General features: G+C 46.8%; 20 protein-coding genes and 2 pseudogenes. 11 read left to right on the top strand and 11 right to left on the bottom strand.

Translation table 11 applies throughout. The annotated features are described in order from the left end of the window. Window positions 1-13: 13 nt before the first annotated feature. From AB4503_RS17170 to AB4503_RS17200, 7 genes are all read left to right on the top strand, one after another. Window positions 14-700, top strand: a complete 687-nt coding sequence (locus tag AB4503_RS17170) for a DNA-3-methyladenine glycosylase I (protein ID WP_017064990.1) — start codon at window positions 14-16, stop codon at window positions 698-700. Window positions 701-893: 193 nt separating this feature from the next. Beyond that, complete coding sequence (locus tag AB4503_RS17175) at window positions 894-1628, top strand: GntR family transcriptional regulator (RefSeq protein WP_372115442.1); 735 nt, start codon at window positions 894-896, stop codon at window positions 1626-1628. A 495-nt stretch (window positions 1629-2123) separates the two neighbouring features. Continuing rightward, window positions 2124-3569, top strand: a complete 1446-nt coding sequence (gene xdhA, locus AB4503_RS17180; RefSeq protein ID WP_076667181.1) for a xanthine dehydrogenase small subunit — start codon at window positions 2124-2126, stop codon at window positions 3567-3569. Beyond that, a complete protein-coding gene (xdhB, locus tag AB4503_RS17185; RefSeq protein ID WP_372115443.1) occupies window positions 3562-5967 on the top strand; it encodes a xanthine dehydrogenase molybdopterin binding subunit in 2406 nt (801 codons plus the stop codon). Before xdhA ends, xdhB begins: the two co-directional genes overlap by 8 nt. 67 nt (window positions 5968-6034) lie before the next feature. Further along, window positions 6035-6916, top strand: coding sequence for a xanthine dehydrogenase accessory protein XdhC (gene xdhC, locus AB4503_RS17190; protein ID WP_102428171.1), 882 nt, complete (start codon window positions 6035-6037; stop codon window positions 6914-6916). A 59-nt stretch (window positions 6917-6975) separates the two neighbouring features. Then, the gene (guaD, locus tag AB4503_RS17195) at window positions 6976-8310 is read left to right on the top strand and encodes a guanine deaminase (protein ID WP_372115444.1); all 1335 of its coding nucleotides are present in this window, start codon (window positions 6976-6978) and stop codon (window positions 8308-8310) included. Between the two features lie 251 nt (window positions 8311-8561). Continuing rightward, window positions 8562-9443, top strand: a complete 882-nt coding sequence (locus tag AB4503_RS17200) for an AEC family transporter (RefSeq protein WP_372115445.1) — start codon at window positions 8562-8564, stop codon at window positions 9441-9443. A gap of 111 nt (window positions 9444-9554) precedes the next feature. On the opposite strand, the gene AB4503_RS17205 is transcribed toward AB4503_RS17200, so the two are convergent. The 11 genes and pseudogenes from AB4503_RS17205 to puuE all read right to left on the bottom strand — a co-directional run bounded on the left by AB4503_RS17205 (window position 9555) and on the right by puuE (window position 17406). Further along, complete coding sequence (locus AB4503_RS17205; RefSeq protein ID WP_017061604.1) at window positions 9555-9935, bottom strand: carboxymuconolactone decarboxylase family protein; 381 nt, start codon at window positions 9933-9935, stop codon at window positions 9555-9557. A gap of 60 nt (window positions 9936-9995) precedes the next feature. Next, window positions 9996-10352, bottom strand: coding sequence for a MerR family transcriptional regulator (locus tag AB4503_RS17210; protein ID WP_017061603.1), 357 nt, complete (start codon window positions 10350-10352; stop codon window positions 9996-9998). Between the two features lie 36 nt (window positions 10353-10388). Further along, a complete protein-coding gene (locus AB4503_RS17215) occupies window positions 10389-10907 on the bottom strand; it encodes a hypothetical protein (protein WP_371721295.1) in 519 nt (172 codons plus the stop codon). 267 nt (window positions 10908-11174) lie between these two features. Further along, a pseudogene (locus AB4503_RS17220) lies at window positions 11175-11647 on the bottom strand (GrpB family protein). Window positions 11648-11663: 16 nt separating this feature from the next. Beyond that, window positions 11664-11903, bottom strand: a complete 240-nt coding sequence (locus AB4503_RS17225) for a hypothetical protein (protein WP_372115446.1) — start codon at window positions 11901-11903, stop codon at window positions 11664-11666. Window positions 11904-12133: 230 nt separating this feature from the next. Then, entirely contained in the window at window positions 12134-12571 is a 438-nt protein-coding gene (locus tag AB4503_RS17230; protein ID WP_004732861.1) for a hypothetical protein, read from the bottom strand. A gap of 348 nt (window positions 12572-12919) precedes the next feature. Beyond that, entirely contained in the window at window positions 12920-14239 is a 1320-nt protein-coding gene (locus AB4503_RS17235) for a urate hydroxylase PuuD (protein ID WP_017061599.1), read from the bottom strand. 14 nt (window positions 14240-14253) lie between these two features. Beyond that, on the bottom strand, window positions 14254-14814 hold the full coding sequence (locus AB4503_RS17240) for an ureidoglycolate lyase (RefSeq protein WP_017061598.1): 561 nt from the start codon (window positions 14812-14814) through the stop codon (window positions 14254-14256). A 14-nt stretch (window positions 14815-14828) separates the two neighbouring features. Further along, the gene (alc, locus tag AB4503_RS17245) at window positions 14829-15815 is read right to left on the bottom strand and encodes an allantoicase (protein ID WP_372115447.1); all 987 of its coding nucleotides are present in this window, start codon (window positions 15813-15815) and stop codon (window positions 14829-14831) included. Window positions 15816-15930: 115 nt separating this feature from the next. Continuing rightward, complete coding sequence (uraD, locus tag AB4503_RS17250) at window positions 15931-16446, bottom strand: 2-oxo-4-hydroxy-4-carboxy-5-ureidoimidazoline decarboxylase (protein ID WP_017067791.1); 516 nt, start codon at window positions 16444-16446, stop codon at window positions 15931-15933. A gap of 21 nt (window positions 16447-16467) precedes the next feature. Then, the gene (gene puuE / locus AB4503_RS17255; protein ID WP_017083064.1) at window positions 16468-17406 is read right to left on the bottom strand and encodes an allantoinase PuuE; all 939 of its coding nucleotides are present in this window, start codon (window positions 17404-17406) and stop codon (window positions 16468-16470) included. 425 nt (window positions 17407-17831) lie between these two features. On the opposite strand from puuE, the gene uraH reads away from it, so the two are divergent. From uraH to AB4503_RS17275, 4 genes and pseudogenes are all read left to right on the top strand, one after another. Further along, window positions 17832-18185 carry a hydroxyisourate hydrolase gene (gene uraH / locus AB4503_RS17260; protein WP_102393993.1) on the top strand — a complete coding sequence of 118 codons (354 nt, stop codon included), beginning with the start codon at window positions 17832-17834 and terminating at the stop codon, window positions 18183-18185. Between the two features lie 245 nt (window positions 18186-18430). Then, a complete protein-coding gene (locus AB4503_RS17265; RefSeq protein WP_372115448.1) occupies window positions 18431-19774 on the top strand; it encodes an NCS2 family permease in 1344 nt (447 codons plus the stop codon). Window positions 19775-20005: 231 nt separating this feature from the next. Then, window positions 20006-21456: pseudogene (locus AB4503_RS17270) on the top strand (nucleobase:cation symporter-2 family protein). 177 nt (window positions 21457-21633) lie between these two features. Then, window positions 21634-22995, top strand: coding sequence for an 8-oxoguanine deaminase (locus AB4503_RS17275; RefSeq protein WP_017067339.1), 1362 nt, complete (start codon window positions 21634-21636; stop codon window positions 22993-22995). Window positions 22996-23118 lie beyond the last annotated feature (123 nt).

Here is a 23118-nt window from a genome sequence, read left to right on the forward strand (position 1 = left end):
ATTTGGAACCTTCATGACCCAAGAAAAATTCGATACTATTTACCAACGTGCAGCTCACCGCAAAGGCGGAGCGGCCGAACTCGAAAAAATTGTTCGTGCGCCCCTTTCACAAGCCGAGCTATCACAAATCACCGACGATCGTTGGCTAGCCGCCTTTACTGAAAAAGTATTCCAGTGTGGTATTTCATGGAATGTAGTGAGGAAGAAATGGCCGCAATTTGAAGAAGTGTTCTTTGAATTCAATATCGAAAAAATGCTGATGCTGCCGAATGAAATGTGGGAACAAAAAGCGCAAGACCCGCGCATTATTCGCCACCTCACTAAGGTGATGACCATCCCTGCCAATGCCACCATGATCCACAATGCTAAGCGTGAGGCGGATTCCTTCTCACAAATGGTTGCCGACTGGCCATCAGAACGTATCACTGAACTTTGGGATTATCTGAAGAAACACGGCAAGCGATTAGGCGGTAACACTGGTGCCTACACTCTGCGCCAAATGGGAAAAGACACGTTTATCTTATCTTCTGACGTTGAAGCGCACCTGCGCAGCACAGATGTGATTGATAGCGGTCGTAACACCAAACGAGCACAAGTCGCGGCAAGTAAGGCTTTCAACGAGTGGCAGCAGCAATCAGGTCGTACCCTGAGCGAAATAAGCCAGATCGTCGCCTACAGCTGTGGCGATAATCGCGTCTAGTTCAATAAGAATGACTTAAAGCTTTAGAACGCACGCAGTTCACTGCAAACTAAATGTTATAAGTCATTAACAAATAAGCGTGCATCGCACTTTCATCCGGTGGCATTGTATAGATAAATGTATACAATATAGAGTAACACTCATGAATTATTCTCGATCAACCCAACTCGACTAAACAAGGGCCCTTATCTCTATGACAGTTCTCAAAAACTCTGTCTCCAAAGGTGTAAAAACAAAAGTAACAGGCCAGACTCAAGACGATGTTGTTTACTGCCATATCTTCGACGCGATACTAGAACAAAGGCTGCCACCAGCCACCAAATTAAGCGAAGAAGCGTTAGCAGAAATCTTTAGCGTTAGCCGTACTATTATCCGCCGTGCCTTGCTGCGCCTCTCCTTAGAACAAGTTGTGGTGATCCGTCCTAACCGAGGTGCTGTGATTGCAGCCCCAACAGTAGACGAAGCCAAGCAGATATTTAAAGCACGTGAAGTGATGGAAATTGCTATCACTGAGCTAGCGGTTAAGAACGCAACCAAAGCCCAAATCGACGAGTGTAGAAAACTGGTCGCGAAAGAGAACTGCGCCTTTGACCAAGGTGACTATGGTTCTGGCTTACGTTTATCTGGTGAGTTCCACATCAAATTGGCTGAAATGGCAGAGAACGCGCCACTGCTGGCTTTCCAACGCAGTTTAGTATCGCAAACCTCACTGCTGATCGCTCAATACGAAACCGGTAACCACTCGAACTGTTCTTTAGACGAGCACTCAGGCTTACTGGATGCGATTGAGTCTGGCAACGAACAACAAGCGGTAGAATTGATGCACGAGCACCTAAGCCATATTCGTTCGAAGCTCAACCTAGACAGCAGCACAGCTTCTAGCGACCTGCATGTGGTGTTCTCAGATCTGCTTAAGAGTAAGTCATAGACGATTCAAGAAGCGATTAACAACCATCATTCAACAACTTTTTGTTAACAGCTTTTTGTTAACAGCTTTTCGTTAACAGCTTTTTATTAACAATACAGGAGAGAAGTAAGCCTCTGCGTTTACTTCTCTTTGTTATGCACTCTCCCCTAAAAATAAAGACGACGATCGGCTCACATCCATCTAAAACACTGCCTATTCTAGCCTCAACAACGATCTTAGCCTCTACAGAATCACTTCCAACAGTGCCATAAACCTTGTCTTTATCTTGTATACATAGCCATCAATTCATTCACGCCATAAAACCATTCACCATCAACCCAAACCCTTATAAAACAGACGACTACGACCAAATTTAAATTGTATACAATTCATAGCAGCACCTCATTGTTGCATTTTTGTAAATAAATAGTTGACCACAGGGTCAGGATGGATAATTATTGACCTAGAAGTCAAAAAGAATACACATGGAAATATGTCGATTTACAAGGAGGTCTCTTGATTACTTTTTTGCTCAATCAGGAAATAAGACGTGAAGATAATCTGTCGCCAAATATGACAGTGCTCAACTACCTTCGTACCAAGGTTAATAAAACGGGTACCAAAGAAGGTTGTGGGTCGGGTGACTGTGGTGCATGTACGGTAGTTCTCGGTGAAGTGGTTGATGGACAGCTGCAATACCGCTCGGTGAACTCTTGCCTGACGTTCGTTTCAGCGCTGCATGGCAAGCAACTGATCACAGTAGAAGATCTACAAAACCGAGATCGCTCTTTGCACCCAGTGCAGAAGGCAGTAGTTGATTTTCACGGTTCACAGTGTGGTTACTGCACACCTGGCTTCATCATGTCGATGTTTGCCCTAGGCAAGAACAAACCCGATGCGAGCAAAGAAGACGTCATGGAATCACTGGCGGGTAACCTATGTCGCTGTACGGGCTACCGTCCAATTGTTGATGCTGCGATGTCGCTCTCAACAGACCAACCTTTGATCGACCAATTTGCTGAACTTGAACGCAACACCATCAAGAAGCTAGAAGGTATTCAAGACACCGAAGCCAACTTACGCCTTGGTCACCTCACCGCTTTTTCCCCGAAAAGCACTGATGAGTTGGCCAAGCTTTTTCAAGCGCATCCGAACGCGAAGCTGGTTGCTGGCGGCACGGATTTAGCACTGGAAGTGACACAATTCCATCGCGAGATAGAAACACTGATCAGCGTAAACCTTGTTGAAGACATGAAGGTATGCGAAGAAACCGACACCGACTTAATCATTGGTGCCAACCTACCTATCAGCGATTCTTACGCACTACTGAAAAAACACTACCCAGATTTTGGTGAACTGCTGCATCGCTTTGCTTCACTGCAAGTGCGTAACCAAGGCACCATCGGCGGTAATGTAGCGAATGCTTCGCCTATCGGTGACACCCCTCCTCTGCTGATTGCCCTTAACGCAAAGATCAAACTTCGTTGCGGTGACGAGTCACGCACCATGCCGATTGAAGATTACTTCATCAGCTACAAAGTGACGGCGCAAAAAGAGAGTGAGTTCATTGAACAGATCATCATTCCTAAGCCAACTAACGACAGCTTCCGAGCTTACAAACTGTCTAAACGTTTAGACGACGACATCTCTGCGGTGTGTGGTGCGTTTGATATTCAAATCGAAGACGGCAAGGTTTCTTACGCTCGTATCGCTTTCGGCGGTATGGCTGCAACACCTAAGCGCGCGGCGCGTTGTGAAAATACGTTATTAGGCAAACCATGGACAGACGCTAATATTAAGTTAGCGATGCAGGAACTGTATAACGACTTTGAGCCGCTATCTGATTTCCGTGCCAGCCAAGAATACCGTTCATTGTCGGCAGCCAATATGTTGCGTCGTTACTTCATTGAACAGCAGAACAAAAACAACCAAATCGAAACAAGGGTAACGTCTTATGTCTAAATCAAATTCCTCTGTTCACAAGAGCAATGCGATGACCCACGAAGAGATGGTTACCATTGCAAAACAAGACCTAAAAACTGGCGTAGGTAAAAGCGTAAAACACGACAGTGCAGCCAAGCAAGTCACGGGCGAAGCGGTATACATTGACGACCGCCTAGAGTTCCCAAATCAGCTGCACGTCTACGCACGCCTGAGCACTCAAGCACACGCGAACATTACCAATATAAATTTATCACCGTGTTACGAATTTGAAGGCGTGGCGATTGCCATTCAAGCCAAAGACGTACCAGGTGAATTGGACATTGGTGCAATCCTACCGGGCGACCCACTGCTTGCCGATGGCAAAGTAGAATACTACGGCCAACCTGTGATTGCTGTGGCAGCTAACGATCTAGAAACCGCACGCAAAGCCGCGCACGCAGCCGTTATTGAATACGAAGAGCTACCAGCCATTCTTGATGTGAAAGAAGCGCTGGCAAAAGAGCACTTCGTAACAGAAAGCCACACTCAACAGCGTGGTGACTCAAAAGCAGCACTGAAAAAAGCGAAACACGTGATCTCTGGTGACCTAGAGATCGGTGGCCAAGAGCACTTCTATCTAGAAACTCAAATCAGTAGTGTAATGCCAACCGAAGACGGCGGCATGATCGTCTACACCTCTACACAGAACCCGACCGAAGTTCAAAAGCTGGTTGCGGAAGTGATTGGCGTGCCGATGCACAAAGTCGTGATTGATATGCGTCGTATGGGTGGTGGTTTCGGTGGTAAAGAGACTCAAGCAGCCTCTCCAGCCTGTATGGCTGCGGTGATTGCCCACCTTACAGGCCGACCGACCAAAATGCGTCTGCTGCGTAATGAAGACATGCAGCAAACTGGTAAGCGCCACCCGTTCTACAATCAATACACGGTCGGTTTTGACGACAATGGTGTGATTCAAGGTGCGGATATTACCGTTGCAGGTAACTGTGGCTACTCACCAGACTTATCAAGCTCTATCGTCGACCGCGCGATGTTTCACTCAGACAACGCTTATTATCTAGGCGATGCAACTGTGGTCGGTCATCGATGCAAAACCAATACCGCATCGAACACCGCTTACCGTGGCTTTGGTGGCCCGCAAGGCATGATGACCATTGAACACATCATGGACGAGATTGCGCGTTACCTGAAAAAAGATCCTTTGGAAGTACGTAAGGCGAACTACTACGGCGAAGAAGGCCGTAACGTGACCCATTATTACCAAACCGTTGAAGACAACTTTTTACCTGAGATAACCGAACAACTTGAACGCAGCAGTGACTATCACGCACGTCGTAAAGAAATCGCTGAGTTCAACAGGCAGAGCCCTATCTTGAAGAAAGGCCTTGCTATCACACCAGTGAAATTCGGCATCTCGTTTACTGCGACTTTCTTGAACCAAGCAGGTGCGCTCATCCATATCTACACCGATGGCAGTATTCATTTGAATCACGGTGGTACGGAAATGGGGCAAGGCTTGAACATCAAAGTGGCACAAATCGTTGCACAGGAGTTCCAAGTCGATGTCGAACGTATCCAGATCACCGCTACAAACACAGACAAAGTTCCGAACACATCACCAACCGCAGCCTCATCGGGCGCCGACCTCAACGGTAAGGCCGCGCAAAACGCCGCAATAACCATTAAGCAGCGCCTGATCGACTTCGCTTCTTCGCACTTCAAAGTGTGGCCTGAAGAAGTGGTGTTTAAAAACGGCATGGTGCAGATCCGCGATGAGATCATGACCTTCAACTCATTTGTTGAACTGGCTTGGTTCAACCAAATCTCGCTATCAAGCACTGGCTTCTATCGCACTCCGAAGATCTATTACGATCACGAGAAGGCGCGTGGTCGTCCGTTCTACTACTACGCCTATGGTGCTTCTTGTTCAGAAGTCATCATCGATACCCTGACTGGCGAGAACAAGATTCTGCGTGTCGATATTCTGCATGACGTAGGCGCTTCATTGAACCCGGCGATTGATATCGGCCAAGTCGAAGGTGGCTTTGTACAAGGTGTCGGTTGGTTAACAACGGAAGAGTTGGTGTGGAACCAGCAAGGCCGCTTAATGACCAACGGCCCTGCAAGCTACAAAATCCCTGCGATTGCTGATATGCCAATTGATTTCAGAACGCACCTTTTGGAAAACCGCAGCAACCCAGAAGACACAGTATTCAACTCGAAAGCCGTGGGTGAGCCACCTTTCATGTTGGGTATGTCGGTATGGAGTGCATTGAAAGATGCGATTAGCTACGTGGCCGTTGATGGAGCGATTCCTAAGCTCAACACACCAGCAACGCCAGAGCGCATTCTGATGGCGATTCAGGAAGTCACTGAAACCGCTCCGACTTCGGTCGATGCTCAATCAGAAACGGCTTAGAGCTGACAGATATGGCATAGGGCGTAATAAACAGCTTAGGAAGCACAGAAGGGATTTAGGAGGACATATGTTTAAGGATAATTGGATTCACGAACTGGCAAAGCTGGAAGAGAGCTACGAACCATGTGTCATGGTGACAGTGCTTGAAGACAGAGGCTCAGTGCCACGTGATGCGGGCACCAAGATGCTTGTCACTCGTGACCGAATCATCGCTACGATTGGTGGTGGTCACCTTGAACATGTGGCCACTAAAATGGCTCGAGAGATGCTGATTGCCAGTGAAAAGTCGCTCAAAGTGGAACGTTTTAACCTAGGCGCTCGTTTGGGCCAGTGTTGTGGCGGAATGGCAACATTAAGCTTTGAACCGATTGGCACTCAGCAGAATCACCTTGTGCTGTTTGGCGCTGGGCACGTTGCCAAAGCGCTGCTGCACATTGTCGCGACTCTGCCCTTCCGTGTGACCTGGATTGATGAACGTGAAGAAGTGTTCCCTGAAACGCTGCCACACGGTGTTAAAAAGCTTGTCTCAGACGACCCAGTCGGTGAAGTGAAACACATGCAACCAAACAGTTATTACCTTGTGATGACCCACAACCACCAGCTCGATTTTGACCTAACCAAAGCCATTATTGACCGTGAAGACAGCCGTTACTTTGGCATGATCGGCTCGCTTACCAAGCGTAAGAAGTTCGACTTCCGCTTAGAGCAGCGCGGCTACAGCCAAGAACAAATCGAAACCATGCTTTGCCCGATTGGCATTAGCGCCGTGAATGGCAAACATCCTGCCGAAATTGCGGTATCGGTTGCGGGTGAACTGATCGCACACTATCAAGGCCAAGCGCTTGAACAAAAGCGCCCAACCAAACAATATCGAAATCAGGGTTTGACCGATCAACACAGTCAACCAAGCGACGTAGGCGAACCACCATTGGAAGAGAAGATCGCCTAACACAAGTCGCAAAGCTTCAGTGGCCATAACGTCGCTGAAGTCATTAAAAGGAAGTAAACATGACAACGCAACGCAAAGCTTATCGCGCCAGCATTTTACATAGCGTCGCCGACCCAAAAGACGTCGGTATCGATGAGTCTTACGACTATTTTGAAGATGGTGTTTTAGTGGTTGAGAACGGCCATGTCGTCGACTTGGGCCATGCCGATGAGGTATTGGCTCGCCAACCTAAAACACTCAAAGTAAAAGAATACAAAGACAAGCTGATCACCTCTGGCTTTATTGATACGCACATCCACTACCCTCAAACAGGGATGATCGCGTCTTACGGTGAGCAACTTCTTGATTGGTTAGAAAACTACACCTTCCCAGAAGAAAAACGCTTTAAAAACCCAGTTTACGCACACAAAGTGGCGAAGCTATTCCTAGATGAATTAGCAAGCAACGGCACCACCACGGCACTGGTATTTGGCACGGTACACAAAGAGTCGGTCAACGTATTCTTCGAAGAAGCTGAGAAGCGCAACCTACGTATGATCGCAGGTAAGGTATTGATGGATCGCAACGCTCCAGACTACCTTACCGACACTCCAGAATCTGGCTATGCTGACTCCAAGGAACTGATTGAAAAATGGCATAACCGCGGCCGTTTGCTTTACGCGGTGACACCTCGTTTTGCGCCAACCAGTACACCAGAGCAACTTGCTACTGTAGGTAAACTGCTAGAAGAATATCCAGATGTGTACATGCACACTCACCTTTCTGAAAATGAGAAAGAGATCGAGTGGGTGAAATCGCTGTTCCCAGAGCGTGACAGTTACCTAGATGTCTATGACCATTACGGACTACTTCATAAGCGTTCGGTATTTGCTCATGGTATTCACCTTTCTGATTGTGAATGTAAACGCCTTGCTGATACTGAATCTGCTATCGCCTTTTGCCCAACTTCGAACTTGTTCTTAGGATCGGGTTTGTTCCGATTACCTGAGATGGAAGAACACGGCATTCGTGTCGGCGTGGGGACTGATGTCGGCGCAGGCACTAGCTTCTCGATTCTGCAAACCATGAGTGAAGCGTACAAGATCATGCAGTTACAGCATAAGAAGTTGCACCCGGCTAAGTCGCTATTCTTGGCAACACTAGGCGGTGCACGTTCACTGCATCTAGAAGACAAGATTGGTAATTTGGAAGTCGGTAAAGAAGCGGATTTCGTGGTATTAGATCTACACGCAACTCAGCTGATGCGCTTTAGAATGGAACAAACCACCAAGCTTGAAGAAAAACTTTTTGTATTGATGAGCTTAGGTGACGACAGAACCGTTAGCGAGACTTACATCTACGGCGAAAAGGCCTACGATGTGAACTTCAAAGATTACAAGAAGCTCGTTAGTTAGTTCGCTAATAAACACACGCTAGGTAACCTTTGTTGTTAAGAACCCGTCCAGATTCGCCTAGCTTTTAAAGACCAGCCGTTAACGCCGCTGGTCTTTTTTTGTCCCTAATTCAAAGAAATACAAATAATTGCTCGTGGTGTGCTCCACACCCATGACGCGGCTGCCTTATGTTGATAGGTTAGGTTTAATGGCATTAGGTTGTAATTTGTCCGTTTAAAACAAATCATCACTCTCGCTTAGAAAGGAATTCTATGTTCGAACAGGTCGTCAGCATTCTGTTTCCCGTTTTTGCTTTAGCCAGTGCTGGCTTTGCGGTGGGTCGTTGGCTCAAGCCCGATTTCAAACCGATCAATCGCATCAACATGGATGTGTGTATTCCTGCGCTAGTATTTGCATCGCTGACCACCATGCCTCTCGACACCGAACAACTGCCACTCATCACCGCCTCTTTGGTCGCGGTGTTGGTGCCTGCTTTATTGATGATACCAATCTGTAAGATCTTTAAGCTCAACTTCAAAGCTTGGGCTCCGCCACACATGTTCCGCAACAGTGGCAACCTCGCGATTCCCCTATTCACGTATACCTTTGGTGAGAGTGCATTAGCCCCTGCAGTACTGCTGTTTGTGGTATCGGCGTGTGTTCATATTAGTGTCGGTTTAGCACTGCTGAGTGAAGGTAACCCGATCAAACAGATCCTCAAGATGCCGATATTCTTAGCCGCAGCATTAGCGATGACGCTCAACCTGTCTGGAATTGCAGTCTGGAATCCAATCTATGAAGCCACATCGCTACTCGGCCAAGCAGCCGTGCCTATCATGCTGTTGTCGTTGGGTTCGCAAATGGTCAACTTGAGACTGAGCGGATTAAAAGTCGGCTTGTTGTGTACCGCTCAATCGCTGTTCACCGGAGCCATAGCCTTTACCATCATCTACTTCTTTATCCCGCTGCCAACGCTACACCTACAAATGATGGTGCTGTTCACCATGCTGCCACCCGCCGTGATGAACTACCTGTTTGCAGAACGCTTCAATGTAGAGCCCCCCAAGGTCGCGTCTATGGTGTTATTCGGCAACTTCCTGAGTGTTGTCACCTTGCCTATTTTGCTGACGTTCGCGCTGTCTTTGTCATCTTAAAGAACCGCGAACCTTCAGGTTTACGACCTTTAAAACTTAGCCAATCAATAAAAAGGGAACGCAACTTAGCAAAGTTGACGCTCCCTTTTCAGACTATATTTTCTATTTATCTCAAGCTGTGCCTCTCTCCGCAAGCACCTCTTTAAATGCGAACATGCCATTTAACGCCGCTGGGAATCCCGCATACACCGACATCTGCAATATCACTTCTTTAATCTCTTCCTCGCTGCATCCAACATTGAGTGCCGCATTCAAATGCACCTTAAGCTGAGGGACACAATTACCGAGTGCGGTAAGGGCAGCGACGGTCGCGATCTCTCGTGATTTCAAATCCAAACCGGGGCGTGAATAGATATCACCAAAAGGATACTCGATAGTATATTTTGCAAGATCAGGGCAGATGTCTTGCAGGCTTTCAATAACCTGTTGCCCTGCTTCTCCGTCGATATGATTAAGTCTTTCTAAGCCAATGTCGAAACGTGATTGATTCATGAGTTTGTTCCTGTATTTATAGTTCACAGGAACACCTTACAAGTTAGAGTCGACTCTAAGTCAACGGACTTTTCCATCTCGATACAAACTAATTTTTTGCTCTAGCGCAGCCAGATGCTTTTGCTGCTCTTCGATATGGGACCTCAAATTCTGTTGATGTTGTTCGAGCAACACTTGGCGCTGCGAAGTCGATTCTGGCCCTAATTCCCTTAGCTTTGCGTATTCTAAAATCTCATCCAGTGGCATTGCGGTGTCTTTTAAGCGCTTCACGAACTCAATCCAGGTAACGTCTTTCGATGTATAGACTCGATGCCCGCTGCTGTTTCGCTGAACATTTTTCAACAAGCCGATTTTTTCATAGTAGCGAAGCGTGTGGGCTGACAAACCCACCAACCGAGAAAACTCACTCACATTCATTACTTCACCTTTTCTATCTGGGTATAGGAACTCAAACTATGCGCACTTATCTAATTTGAGCTCTGCGGTCACTTTCGTCAAACGCAACGCAATAGCGAAACAGACTAAGTAAGGACTCACATACCAGAAGAGGCTTTCTAATGGCTGCTTCACCTGCGCTTCTCTGGTTTTTATGTATTGGTTTTTCTGCATCTCATACTGACTCAGCATACCATCCACCCACACGGCATCACTTTCCACCAGCGATACACTAGGCGCAGGAACTGTAAAATCCGATGCGTTGGGTAACAAGGTGAAATCAACGTCTTTGAACGTGATCGCCGTATTCAAATACCACAAACACGCTTCATGGTGCTGAGCGTGATTATCCAAAGATGGTTGACCTGTGCAGGTATCACTTCGCAGCTTATCCAAAGAAAACTGCTGAACCGATTCTAAAATCGCCACCGCTCTGGTTTGTTCGGTTTCAACCCAATCGCCCGCTACTTTCGCACGAATCTCAGACACCGCACCCAGCATCCCGATACCCGCCAAGAACGGCCATAAATAATCCATGAGCTTCCATTTTCGTCGGCTCAAGTTGAACCCACACCAAATCGGAAGATGAAAAAGGAGCGTTAGCCCAAGCGATAGCAAAACGAAATTCAAAGAGCTAGAGAGCATGAGTTCGCTATCAAAGAAGTTCTTCATAATGAGAGACTTGCCTGTATAACAAAGAGAAATTTGATACTAAATTCGATATTTGAAAAGAGTGTAAGAGGAAAGTAAAAACAGCACAAAAAGTTAGGATTTGGATGAATAATATCCAATCGAAACTTGTTGTTATTTCAAAGCCAACACATGCTCGATAAAAGCCGACTTCTTTCACGGTACTCTTCTTGCGACCAATCTTCACAAGACATTTTGAGGGTGTTGTATTGCTCCACTAATTCCGGATCCGCACGTAGCTTGTCACGAAACCTTAGAAAACATTCGAACTCAGAACCATTGGCAACTACTTGCAAGGCCACGTCATGTCCTGATGTAGACTCCAACATGCACAGTTCCGGCGTTCTTAAGGTATCGAGTTTCTCATTGAAGCCGAGTGTTGTGAGTTGTTCAATGGCGTACTCAAGTTCACTCGATTCAATACCGACGAATATATCCAAGTCGCCTTTAGATACTGCAGATGGAATAGAAGATGCGCCTACGTGCTCAACTCTCGCATTAAGGATTAGCTTTTTGATGTCACGTTCGTATCGGACAAACAGCTCGTTGCAAGCCGCTTGGTATTGTTCCGCAGGGTAAAATTTCATATATCTTCACTCCGAATCACAAACTATTGAAGACACCAATTGCAAACAGAAGCAACACGATACTAATAGCTCCGATATAAGAGATTCTGGTTCGCTCTTTGTCGGTTGGAATCAATGGGGGAAAGCGCCCTAGTGTGAATACTTTACAGACTATCCAGCCAGCTCCGTAACCAATGAACTCAATCAAGATCGACTGAAACAGATACCTAAAGAATGAGCTCAATGCCCTAAAATACGCGACTATCAAGTCTTCCATTTTTTGTCCTAAGTAAAGTCAATTTGGACTAAAAATGCCATGGGTAGAGATTCATATCAAGAACCTTATACAGGACTGCGCACGCAATGAATCAGTTTAAACGTAAGTACTTACTATCGACATGCAATGACTCACAGAGCTTCCTTGCTAAACGATATAGCTAAAAGACTGTAAGCCACCTATGCGAGATACCAAGCTTAAGTAAGTTCTCTTCAGCTGTTTTTATCTCGCTAGCTACCCATAATCGTATTTAATAACGCTTCAAAATCTACGCTTGATACGCCCTCAATAACTTCATTAAGCCAAGTTGTGACAGTCGCAATATTGGCTATTGAAGATAATTTCCTGGAAATAGAAGACTTCTCTATTTCTTGTGTACGTAGTTCTTTATCTGGAATGCTAGCGAATTGATTTAGTTCATTCGCGAACCCTAGCCTTTCTTGAGGTTTTGATTCAGACAACGCTTGAAGAAATTTTTCATCGGTTGAGCCAGCAACAATCCCCATGCCATTGTTAAGGAAAGTAGTTGTATCCATTTCAACTTCTACACCTTCTCCTAAAAGCATACCGATACCATTTTCTTCAAAATGGCAATCGCTCATCTTAATCGTTGTTTTCGGGTGTTGAGTTGAAGTTGGTTTCTTTCTAAATGGAATAACGTTACTCATTAATGGTTTCCTATATGCCTAGGTCAAGTTTAGGTGGATGCACACTTGATATTTCAATACAGCTTTAACTTTAATAAGAATAATCAAGTAAAATTGTTAGCATAGGTAACATTAAGATTTGATTACACCAAAATACTTAATAAAACCCAATTCTTCGAACTCTAAACCACATATGCACCTAGAGTCACCAACTGAATGATAATTCTGCATTTCCTTTGTCCAAAAACAAAAAGCCCCGGTTATAGGAACCGGGGAAACAGGGTGGGATGAGTTTGGCGCGTGCCCGTAAACCAAACTCTCCCCAAGCCTCACCTAAGACTCATGCTCTTAGGTAAAGGATTTACATCATTATTGAAGCGTAGCGCCTTGCTCTACCCAAGTGCCGATCAGTGCGCGTTCTTCGTCGGTCATTTGAGTCATGTTGCCGAGCGGCATCACCTTGGTTGTTACGGTTTGAGCAACAATCCTTGGGACGTTGGCTTTAATCTCTTCAGGGGTATCAAACATCACACCGGCTGGCGCAGCAGCAAAAGCGGCGTGGCTCGGGGTTGATGAATGACACACAGAACAGCGCTCTTGAATGACTTTGTTAATGGTTTCAAAGCTTACACCTGCGCTAGCCGTTTGCATTGCGTGGTCTGCAGGTACAGCTTGAGAACTAGTCGTCGTTGACGCTGTGTCGTTTCCAGCAAGCTCTTCTGTCGCTGATTCAGTCGCGCTGACTTGCACTTCTTGAACCACAGGTGCTTGCACAACCGGAGTCATCTGTTTTTTCGCGTAAGGTGAGGTCACAAACGCAAGCGTGATCATACCCAATGCCGCGACTGGCACTGTCCATGCAAACTTCTGACTACCGTGACGGGTATTGAAGTAGTGGCGCACCAAGATACTGAAAATCGCTAGCCCAGCAAGGATCAGCCAGTTGTATTCAGAGCCATAAGTGCTTGGGAAGTGGTTACTGATCATGATGAACAGCACTGGCAGGGTCATGTAGTTGTTGTGACGAGAACGCAGTAGACCTTTCGCTGGCAATGCCGGATCCGGTTCGCGCTTCTCTTCAATCGCTTTCACCAAGTTACGTTGTGCAGGCATGATAACGCGGAATACGTTACCCACCATGATGGTACCAATGATTGCACCCACATGAATGTAAGCACCACGGCCACTGAACACTTGAGTTAGGCCGTACGTCGCAGCGACGAGCAGCAAAAACAGCACAACGCCAAGCAACACGGGGGTTTTACCTAAAGGCGAGTCACACAGTAAGTCGTAGATAAACCAACCAGCAACGAATGAACCAATACCAATCGCGATTGCCGTTGTTGAATCAAGGCCAGAGCCCGGTGCAATCAGGTAGATTTCAGCGTTAAGGTAGTAAACCACACCCAGTAGACACACACCGGTGATCCACGTGAAGTAGGCTTCCCATTTGAACCAGTGCAGGTGCTCTGGCATCTCTGGTGGCGCAAGTTTGTACTTCTCTAGGTGATAAATACCACCGCCGTGAATTGCCCATAAGTCGCCTGAAAGGCCAGTTTTTGGGTTTACTCGGTTAAGGTTGTTCTCTAACCAAACAAAGTAAAATGATGCGCCTATCCATGCAACACCAACAATCATGTGAGCCCAGCGTATTGCTAAGTTCAACCATTCTGTAATATGCGGATCCATAATAAACTCCTGTATCACAACGCTTTAGCTAAGCGTTGCTCTTCCTTGTTGTCTTCCGTTGGCATATCTTCCAAATGCAATGCCACTAGGTCGTTCTCAAAATAAACTTCATCACAGTTATGTCCTTCTCCGCCTCTATCGACGATCAAGAACTGGTCTTGATCGGTGAGGGCGAGCACTGGGTGATGCCACACCCCTTTGTGATAGTTCACTCCTTGACGACCGTTGCTCAAGAAAGCTCGGCTATTGGCTAATGTTGGATCGTCGCCTTTTGGCGCAACAACAATTAAATAGGGTTGACCAAGTAATGGAATGAATGCCTGAGAGCCAAGTGGATGACGCTCTAACATTTTGATGGTCAGTGGGTAGCTCAACGGTGTGGCTTGGAAGATGCTGATGATGGCTTCTCCATCTTGGTCTTGCACATCCGTTGTCGCTAGCTTGTGGTAGCGACGTGTTGATCCACTATTGATCATGAAGAAATCACTATTATCGGACTCGATAACATCGCCAAACTCTGCAAAAGCCTGCTTGGTTAACGGTTCGATAGATAAACGACGTATTCCATTACTCATACTCATTTCCTTACCTATTTCGCTTTCGTACCAAACAGACGCAAACGGCTGATACCACCATCTGGGAATATGTTTGCACGTACGTGGGTAATCGCACCAAGGTCGTTTACCTCAGAAATGAATTCGTGAATCTCATGCGCTTGCAGCTTTTGTGCTGGCAAGAGTTCACGCCAAAATAGGCTTTGTGTTTCCACTTGGTCGTCGGTGCCACCTTTCACGTAAGCCGCTTGGATTGAGCAGCTGTCTGGGTAGTTACCTTTGAAGTGTGCCGTATCCACAACGATACGTTCGATATTACCTGGGTGGCCTAATGCCACGATTACCCAATCGTTACCCGGTGTGCGACGACGTGCTGTTTCCCAGCCATCACCCATGTTTTCACCACGGCCTGGGCCTAAGATGTTGGCTTTGTTACCGTAGTGCTCATCGCTACATGCGAGTGCTCGGCCACCGTGTTCAACGGCTGCTAGGTCAACTTGTTGCTGAGAATCTATTGCGTCCCAATCCACGCTTGGTCGGCCATAAACACGTAGACGTGCGACACCGCCGTCTGGGTAGATGTTCAAACGTAGGTGCGTAAATACTTGGTCACTTTCGATTTCTTCAAGATGATGATGATCACCTTGTAGTGCCATTGAAGGCAGAATTTCTTGCCACTCTGTTGAGTCTGTTGGCTCACCTTGTGGTGAATAACACGCGTCAATTGATGCCGAAGGTGGGAAGTTACCTGTGAAGAATGAGGTATCAATATCAACGCCAGCAATGGTGCCAGCTAGACCAAGGCGAACGACACAGTAATCGTAACCTTCGCCGCGTTTACGTCTGCTTTCCCAACCGTCCATCCACTTGCCGTTGTCGTCATATAAGTCGTCTTTCCACTCTGGCGCTGCGTGGCTAAGTAGACGGCTTTTATCTGCGAAAAAATCGTCTGTTGCGAAGATAGCTTCTGCACCGAGTTTTTCGTCTGCAAGGTTTATGTATTGTTCAAATGTTTGGGTCATGTCCGTGTAATCCTATCCAATTAATCAAGTAATAATAAAATGAGAACTTAGTGGCTTATAAAGCGAGCTCTTAGCGCACTAAGACTGGGCTGAGATAGCTGTTAACTCCGTTAACTTACATATCCCAGAGACGAAACATCGCGATCTTGTTGATCTCTTGAATCGCCGTAGCAAACTCAGTTTCACTATCATTTCCTAATCGCATCTCGAACGACTCAAGAATTTGGTAACGATTGGCTCCCTTCACCGCCATGATAAAAGGGAAATTGAAGCGACTTTTGTAGCTGTTGTTGTAAGAAGTGAATTTTTCAAATTCTTCGGCGTTGCACTGGTCGATGCCCGCCCCCGCTTGTTCTTTGGTCGACGACTCGGTGAGTTCGCCGTTTACTGCTGCTCGACCGGCTAAATCCGGGTGAGCGTTGATCAAAGCCAACTGTTTGCCTTGGTCTGCACTTAACAAGGTCGATGCCATTTTCAGATGAAGATTCTCGATATGATCGTCTTCGGCATTCAAACCTTGGTCATACACCACTTCTGCAACCCATGGGCTGTGTTCGTAGACATCAGCAAAGTGAGCGACAAAGGTATCGCGGTCCATGGTTGTTGGTTGGCATGATCGAAATTCAGTCACGTAAGCCTCCTTGCTTCACTGCTACTTTTGCTGTTGATGATTAGCGTTATTTGGTTGATATGGATGATGTTGGTGCCAGTGGTTGGCGATATCGATTCGACGACATAACCACACGCTGTCGTGCTGTTTTACGTAATCTAAGAAACGTCTCAATGCAGCAATACGACCGGGGCGACCAATCAGACGACAATGCAGCCCAACCGACATCATTTTCGGTGCGGTTTCGCCTTCCATATAAAGGGTGTCAAACGTGTCTTTCAGGTATTGGAAGAACTGCTCACCAGAGTTAAAGCCTTGCGCCGTTGAAAAACGCATGTCGTTCACATCAAGTGTGTAAGGGATCACCAATTGCGGATGACCAGTCTCGGTGTGCCAATAAGGCAGGTCATCATCATAGGCATCTGAGTCGTAAAGAAAGCCGCCTTCTTCTGCGACTAAGCGACGCGTATTTGGCCCTGTACGACCGGTATACCAACCTTGCGGGCGCTGACCCGTCACTTGTTGGATGATCTCAATCGCTTTAGTCATGTGGTCGCGCTCTTCTGACTCATCAATGTATTGATAGTCGATCCAGCGATAACCGTGGCTACAAATTTCGTGGCCCGCTTCGACCATAGCTTTGGCAACGTCTGGGTGACGCTCAATCGCCATTGCGACAGCAAATACGGTCAGTGGGATTTCATATTCATCGAACAAGCGAAGAACACGCCACACACCCGCACGGCTACCATATTCATAGATGGATTCCATGCTCATGTGACGTTCGCCTTTGATCGGCTGTGCTGACGGGATCTCTGAGAGAAAGGCTTCAGACTCGTCGTCTCCATGTAACAAACAACGCTCACCGCCCTCTTCATAGTTCAATACAAAAGAAACCGCGACGCGCGCATTACCTGGCCATTGAGGGTTGGGAGGGTTAGCTCCGTAACCGATCAAATTTCTTGAATAATCCTTATTCATCCAAGTACTCCTAACATAAGTGGTTGGCTTAGCCGCTCTTTAGCTGGTTCATCAATATGATTCTTCTATTGGTGATTCCGCTATTGGTTATTTCAAAACCGAGTAACCTTACCCCTGTACATTTATTGTATACAATTATTTATCTCGATGTAAAGATTTTGTTATTCAAGTTAAATTTTGTTACTTTTGTGATTTAAAAACAATAACTTAACAAATCACAACCTCACCAAAAAACGATAATCAGGATCTATAAAGCCAGAAAAAAAGACACAATAGTTTACATTTTTACAACAATTCGCTTTACTAATTGTGTACAGTTCGTACATAGTTAGTGATAACAAAGTGACCAGTTGCACTCTTTTGCAAGGTCGAAATGGATACATAAACCACGGAACAGAGGAGCGCCAAAGCGCTATTAAAGGACTATGGGAAGATTAACAACACACGTATTAGACACCACACACGGCTTACCGGGTGCAGAGATCAAGGTAGAGCTTTATAAGGTCAATGAAGACTCAACAGAAAAGTTGGCGACGGTAATCACTAACTCCGATGGCCGAACCGATGCGCCGATTCTGGCTGGGAATGAATTCCGACCGGGAAAATATCAATTGGTATTCTATGTAGCCGACTACTACAAAAACAAAGGTGTGGAATTGGATGGCGTGCCTTTCCTAGACGATGTGGTTATTCGCTTCGGCTTGGATGATCCCGATGCGCACTACCACGTTCCTCTTCTCGTCTCGCCTTACAGTTTCTCAACCTATCGGGGCAGTTAGTCCCGTGACCTAGAACTTCGAACTAGGCTCAATCACCAAATATTAAACAGATTCACGTGTACACCCCAAAGGTGTGCACCCACTAAACACGCTCATATAAAAATACTAATAACGTTATTAGTTAGAGAGTTGATGACTAATCAACTGATAGCTAAAGAAATAGCGGCTAGGAAAAACCTTAAAACTTAATATTGAAATCTCGCTGTATTCAATAAATGGATCACAACATAAAAGGACTTGCAGACATGAGTGAGAGTAAAACAGAAATACTCAACCAAGATGCGAACAACGGAATTTTAGAGAAACTCTTTAAGATTAAGGCACACGGAAGCAGCGTAAAAAATGAGTTAGTCGGCGGTGTCACCACCTTCGCGACCATGGCTTATATCATCTTCGTTAACCCACAAATCATGGCCGCTTCAGGTATGGATGCAGGGGCGGTATTTGTCGCTACCTGTATTGGTGCCGCGATTGGTTGTTTGTTAATGGGCTTATTCGCGAACTGGCCTGTCGGACTTGCACCGGGCATGGGCTTGAACGCCTTCTTCTCTTTCACGGTTGTGAGCGAAATGGGTTACAGCTGGGAGGTGGCACTGGGTGCGGTGTTTATCTCCGGTATCTTGTTTGTCGGGATGAGCTTTTACAAAGTCCGCCAATGGATCATCGAGAGTATTCCACAGAGCTTGCGCTATTCAATGACTGCAGGTGTTGGTTTGTTCTTAGGTCTAATTGGCTTAAAAACAGCGGGTATCGTCGTCGAAAACCCAGCAACTTTGGTTTCATTGGGTGACTTCACGAAACCAGAAGCTCTGCTTGCTGCGATTGCATTCTTGATCATTGCGGTTCTGAGTGAGCGTAAAGTGTTTGGCGCGGTGCTTATCGGTATTTTGAGTGTAACGCTAGTCGGCATGATGCTTGGCCTAGTTCACTACGATGGCTTCTTCGCTGCACCACCAAGCTTAGCGCCTACCTTTATGGCAATGGATATCGCCGGTGCACTAAACGTATCGATGATCAGCGTTATCTTGGCTTTCCTTTTTGTAAACATGTTTGATACAGCTGGTACCTTGATGGGCGTAGCTGAGCGTGCAAACCTGACCAACCCTGAAACGGGCAAGATTGAAGGCCTAAGCAAAGCACTGAAAGCCGACAGTATTTCAAGCGTGGCAGGTGCGTGTGTAGGCTGTCCGCCAGTAACCAGTTATGTAGAGAGTGCAGCCGGTGTTGCAGCAGGCGCACGTACAGGTCTTTCAGCAATCGTGGTTGGTGTGTTGTTCTTAGCGGCAATTTTCCTATCACCGCTTGCAGGCATGATCCCCGCTTACGCAACGTCTGGTGCTCTTATTTACGTCGCATTCGTGATGATGAGCAGCATGCAGCACGTGGATTGGAAAGACTTCACCAACGGTGCTCCCGCAGCCATTACAGCGTTAATGATGCCACTGACCTTCTCTATCGCGAACGGTATCGCATTGGGTTTCATTACCTACACAGTGCTTAAGTTGGCGACAGGTAAAACCAAAGATGTGTCTATCTCGATGTACTTCCTAGCGGCTATCTTCATCGCCAAGCTAGTGTTCATCGGTTAACCCTATAGCTCCTGAGCAGTCATTTCTTGATTGCTCACAACGTTGCTTGGCTGGTTCGCGAGCCAAGCAACAATATGATTTTTAAGAAAGCTAATTGTATTGATGACGAGAGAGCAGAATCCCTACTGATTCAGTGCACCTTTTTTATGACCCTACGCAGTTTGTAGAAGTCATTATTTGACCGCCAATCGCCTGTAAACGGAAACGGAAACGCAGGCAGAGGAATATCAAATGAAACTTCTGTACACCCTTAATGAAAGACCGCCCCATGGGCTAACCCTTCTACTCGCTTTACAGCATATGCTCGCCTCGATTGGTGGCATCGTTGCTGTCCCTCTTATTGTCGGTGCCTCTATCGGCCTACCTAACACAGAGATCGTCTCACTGATCAATGCGGCGCTATTGGCATCCGGTATTGTGACCGTCGCGCAATGTCTCGGCTTTGGCCCTGTAGGTATTCGACTGCCCGTGGTGATGGGTTCGAGCTTTGCTTTTTTAGGTGTGGCTATTTCGATCGGTAACGAAGGTGGTGTTGCCGCTATCATGGGCTCAGCACTTATCGGCTCATTCGTGGTAATTGGTGCCAGCTTCTACATGGACAAGGTTCGCAAGCTGTTCCCGACCGTGGTAAGTGGTGTGGTGGTTACCCTAATCGGCTTAACCATTTTACCGGTTGCCATGAACTGGGTTGGCGATTCTCCTGCCAACACGGAACAATTCGCTACACTACCTAAACTGTTTCTAGCACTGGTCTCTTTGGGGATCGTGATTGGCGTATCGGTTTACTGTAAAGGCGCGGTTGCGGCCTCCGCTATCGTGATTGGCCTAGCGGGCGGTTACATTGTGGCGCTATCACTCGGCATGGTCGACCTTGAGCAAATCAGCTCTGCCGCTTGGGTTGGCGGACCTGAGCCCTTCAAATATGGCTTTACCTTTTCTGCGAGTGCCGTCATCAGTATGAGCTTGGTGTACATCGTGGTTATCGCCGAAGCTACGGGTGATTTCATGGCATTAGGCAACAACTGCCAAACCCAAGTCAGCGGTAAAGATCTAAAACGTGGTCTGCTAGGCGATGGCCTTGGTAGTACGCTCTCTTCGATTTTAACAGCGATGCCATTGGCGTCATTCAGTCAAACGTCGGCATTGTAGGCATCACAGGGGTAGCAAGTCGCTATGTAGTGGCTGCAACAGGTGGTTTACTAATTTTAGGCGGTTTATTCCCGAAATTAGCTGCAATTGCCGTCACGATTCCGAAACCTGTTTTGGGTGGTGTGGGCTTTGTGATGTTCGGTATGATTGCTTACGCGGGTATCCGCATGTTGATCAAAGCCGCAGACACCAAACGAAATGCCTTGGTAATCTGTGTAGGTTTGGCGTCTGGCTTGGCCGTCACTTTCGAACCAAGACTGCTACAACACTTGCCGCACGATTTGGCGAACTTCCTTCACTCGGGCATCACCACAGGCACCATTATGACGGTTCTGCTAAATCTTGTGTTACCAAAATCATCAAAAGCTGAAGAACAAGAAGCGTTAGCCGAGAGCCAAGCGCAAGTTGAGCTAGAAATGAAAGAACAGGCTGAAGAAGAGCTACACTCAGGCGAGCAATTAGAGATTCAACAAGCAAGTACAGAAGCAGACGTTCAAGCGGCATCAGAAAATCCTGATCCAAAAACGAACTAGCTGATTCTCGAACTAACGGGTTCACTGACTAACGTAAAACCGATTTCCGTAGAATCACGGGCGTAACGATAACAGTGAATGTCTCATCGCCCTTGATTTGAATTTATCTTTCAACAACAAATACCAAATAAAGACCCTCTTCCCTGAAAAGGCTGAGATGGCTAAGGACTACTATGAATGGAAACCATCTGGATTAAGAATCCTCTCGCAATCTACACTGGCTCGCAGGCTGATGCAGAAGGCGGAATCGTCATAAAAGGTAATAAAATCATTGAACTGGTTGGCAAACACAAAGAGCCGACCTTACCCGTAGATTACAGCGTCGACGCCTCTCGTCATGTTGTGACTCCTGGGCTTATCAATGCGCACCACCACTTCTATCAAACCCTAACGCGAGCCTACCCCGGCGCACTCAATAAAGAACTCTTCCATTGGCTACAAAGCCTCTACCCAGTTTGGGCCAACCTCGATTCGGAGATGATGAGCCTCGCAACAGAGCTTGCTCTGGTTGAGCTGATGATGTCGGGCTGTACCACTGCTTCCGATCACCATTACTTGCTACCAGACGGGCTTGAGCACGCTATTGATTTGCAAGTCGAGGCCGCAGAGAAACTGGGCGTTAGAGCGATATTTACCCGAGGTTCCATGAGCCTAGGGGAAGATGAGGGTGGATTGCCACCAAGACACACCATTCAAACCGAACAAACCATCATTGATGACAGCCAGCGCTTGATTCGTGATTACCACCAGCGTGATGAAGGGGCGATGATTCAAATCGCGCTCGCGCCTTGTTCGCCGTTCTCAGTCACTACCGACCTGATGAAAGAGACCGCCAAGATCAGTGAGCGTGAAAACGTCATGATGCACACGCACCTATGCGAAACGCTCGATGAAGAAGACTTCTGTATAGAGAAGTTTGGCTTGCGCCCAGTTGATTACCTAGAAGATGTGGGTTGGCTGAACGAGCGCACTTGGCTCGCTCATGGTATTCACTTCAATCCAGAAGAGATCAAACGTTTGGGTAAAGCAGGCATTGGTATCAGTCACTGCCCAACTTCCAATATGATGTTGGCTTCCGGTATTTGTAAAAACAACGATCTAGAAGCAGCAGGCGTAAAAGTCGGGCTAGGTGTGGATGGTTCGGCCTCAAACGACGGCTCTAATATGATTGCCGAAGTGCGCATGGCGATGTATCTACAACGCCTGCAATATGGTTCCGCCAACGTTTCACACTTTGATGCATTGCGCTGGGCGACATCCGGTTCTGCCGCGGCAATGGGCAGAACCGACATTGGTACACTAGAGGTTGGCAAACAAGCCGATATCGCGATGTTCAAGCTCGATGATATTCGTTTTTCTGGCAGCCACGACCCACTGGCCGCATTACTACTTTGTGGTGCTCAACAAGCGGATAAAGTGATGGTTGCAGGTAAGTGGCGAGTGAACGATGGCGCTGTGATTGGCGTAGACATGGAGCAGCTAATGCACCGCCACCATGCAGCTGCAATGAAGCTAGGTAAACTGGCGATGAATAACTAGGTACACGCCAACTAGAAAAGCGAAAACAAAAAGGCCGACATGATGTCGGCCTTACTTATTCATTCACAGCCCCGTCCTCAATGTGTAAATACATTTCAGGAAGGGACATTATAAGCACGAAAA

Source organism: Vibrio sp. 10N.222.55.B11, assembly GCF_041473705.1.
In the GTDB taxonomy this organism is placed as follows: domain Bacteria; phylum Pseudomonadota; class Gammaproteobacteria; order Enterobacterales; family Vibrionaceae; genus Vibrio; species Vibrio crassostreae_C.

Coding starts and splice junctions, on each gene's coding strand:
- AB4503_RS17230 (WP_004732861.1), bottom strand. CDS start 12,571: ATGAGTAACGTTATTCCATTTAGAAAGAAACCAACTTCAACTCAACAC.
- AB4503_RS17235 (WP_017061599.1), bottom strand. CDS start 14,239: ATGGATCCGCATATTACAGAATGGTTGAACTTAGCAATACGCTGGGCT.
- xdhC (WP_102428171.1), top strand. CDS start 6,035: ATGTTTAAGGATAATTGGATTCACGAACTGGCAAAGCTGGAAGAGAGC.
- xdhB (WP_372115443.1), top strand. CDS start 3,562: ATGTCTAAATCAAATTCCTCTGTTCACAAGAGCAATGCGATGACCCAC.
- AB4503_RS17215 (WP_371721295.1), bottom strand. CDS start 10,907: ATGGATTATTTATGGCCGTTCTTGGCGGGTATCGGGATGCTGGGTGCG.
- AB4503_RS17205 (WP_017061604.1), bottom strand. CDS start 9,935: ATGAATCAATCACGTTTCGACATTGGCTTAGAAAGACTTAATCATATC.
- AB4503_RS17225 (WP_372115446.1), bottom strand. CDS start 11,903: ATGGAAGACTTGATAGTCGCGTATTTTAGGGCATTGAGCTCATTCTTT.
- AB4503_RS17170 (WP_017064990.1), top strand. CDS start 14: ATGACCCAAGAAAAATTCGATACTATTTACCAACGTGCAGCTCACCGC.
- AB4503_RS17200 (WP_372115445.1), top strand. CDS start 8,562: ATGTTCGAACAGGTCGTCAGCATTCTGTTTCCCGTTTTTGCTTTAGCC.
- AB4503_RS17240 (WP_017061598.1), bottom strand. CDS start 14,814: ATGAGTAATGGAATACGTCGTTTATCTATCGAACCGTTAACCAAGCAG.
- uraH (WP_102393993.1), top strand. CDS start 17,832: ATGGGAAGATTAACAACACACGTATTAGACACCACACACGGCTTACCG.
- AB4503_RS17175 (WP_372115442.1), top strand. CDS start 894: ATGACAGTTCTCAAAAACTCTGTCTCCAAAGGTGTAAAAACAAAAGTA.
- puuE (WP_017083064.1), bottom strand. CDS start 17,406: ATGAATAAGGATTATTCAAGAAATTTGATCGGTTACGGAGCTAACCCT.
- alc (WP_372115447.1), bottom strand. CDS start 15,815: ATGACCCAAACATTTGAACAATACATAAACCTTGCAGACGAAAAACTC.
- AB4503_RS17275 (WP_017067339.1), top strand. CDS start 21,634: ATGGAAACCATCTGGATTAAGAATCCTCTCGCAATCTACACTGGCTCG.
- AB4503_RS17265 (WP_372115448.1), top strand. CDS start 18,431: ATGAGTGAGAGTAAAACAGAAATACTCAACCAAGATGCGAACAACGGA.
- AB4503_RS17210 (WP_017061603.1), bottom strand. CDS start 10,352: ATGAATGTGAGTGAGTTTTCTCGGTTGGTGGGTTTGTCAGCCCACACG.
- guaD (WP_372115444.1), top strand. CDS start 6,976: ATGACAACGCAACGCAAAGCTTATCGCGCCAGCATTTTACATAGCGTC.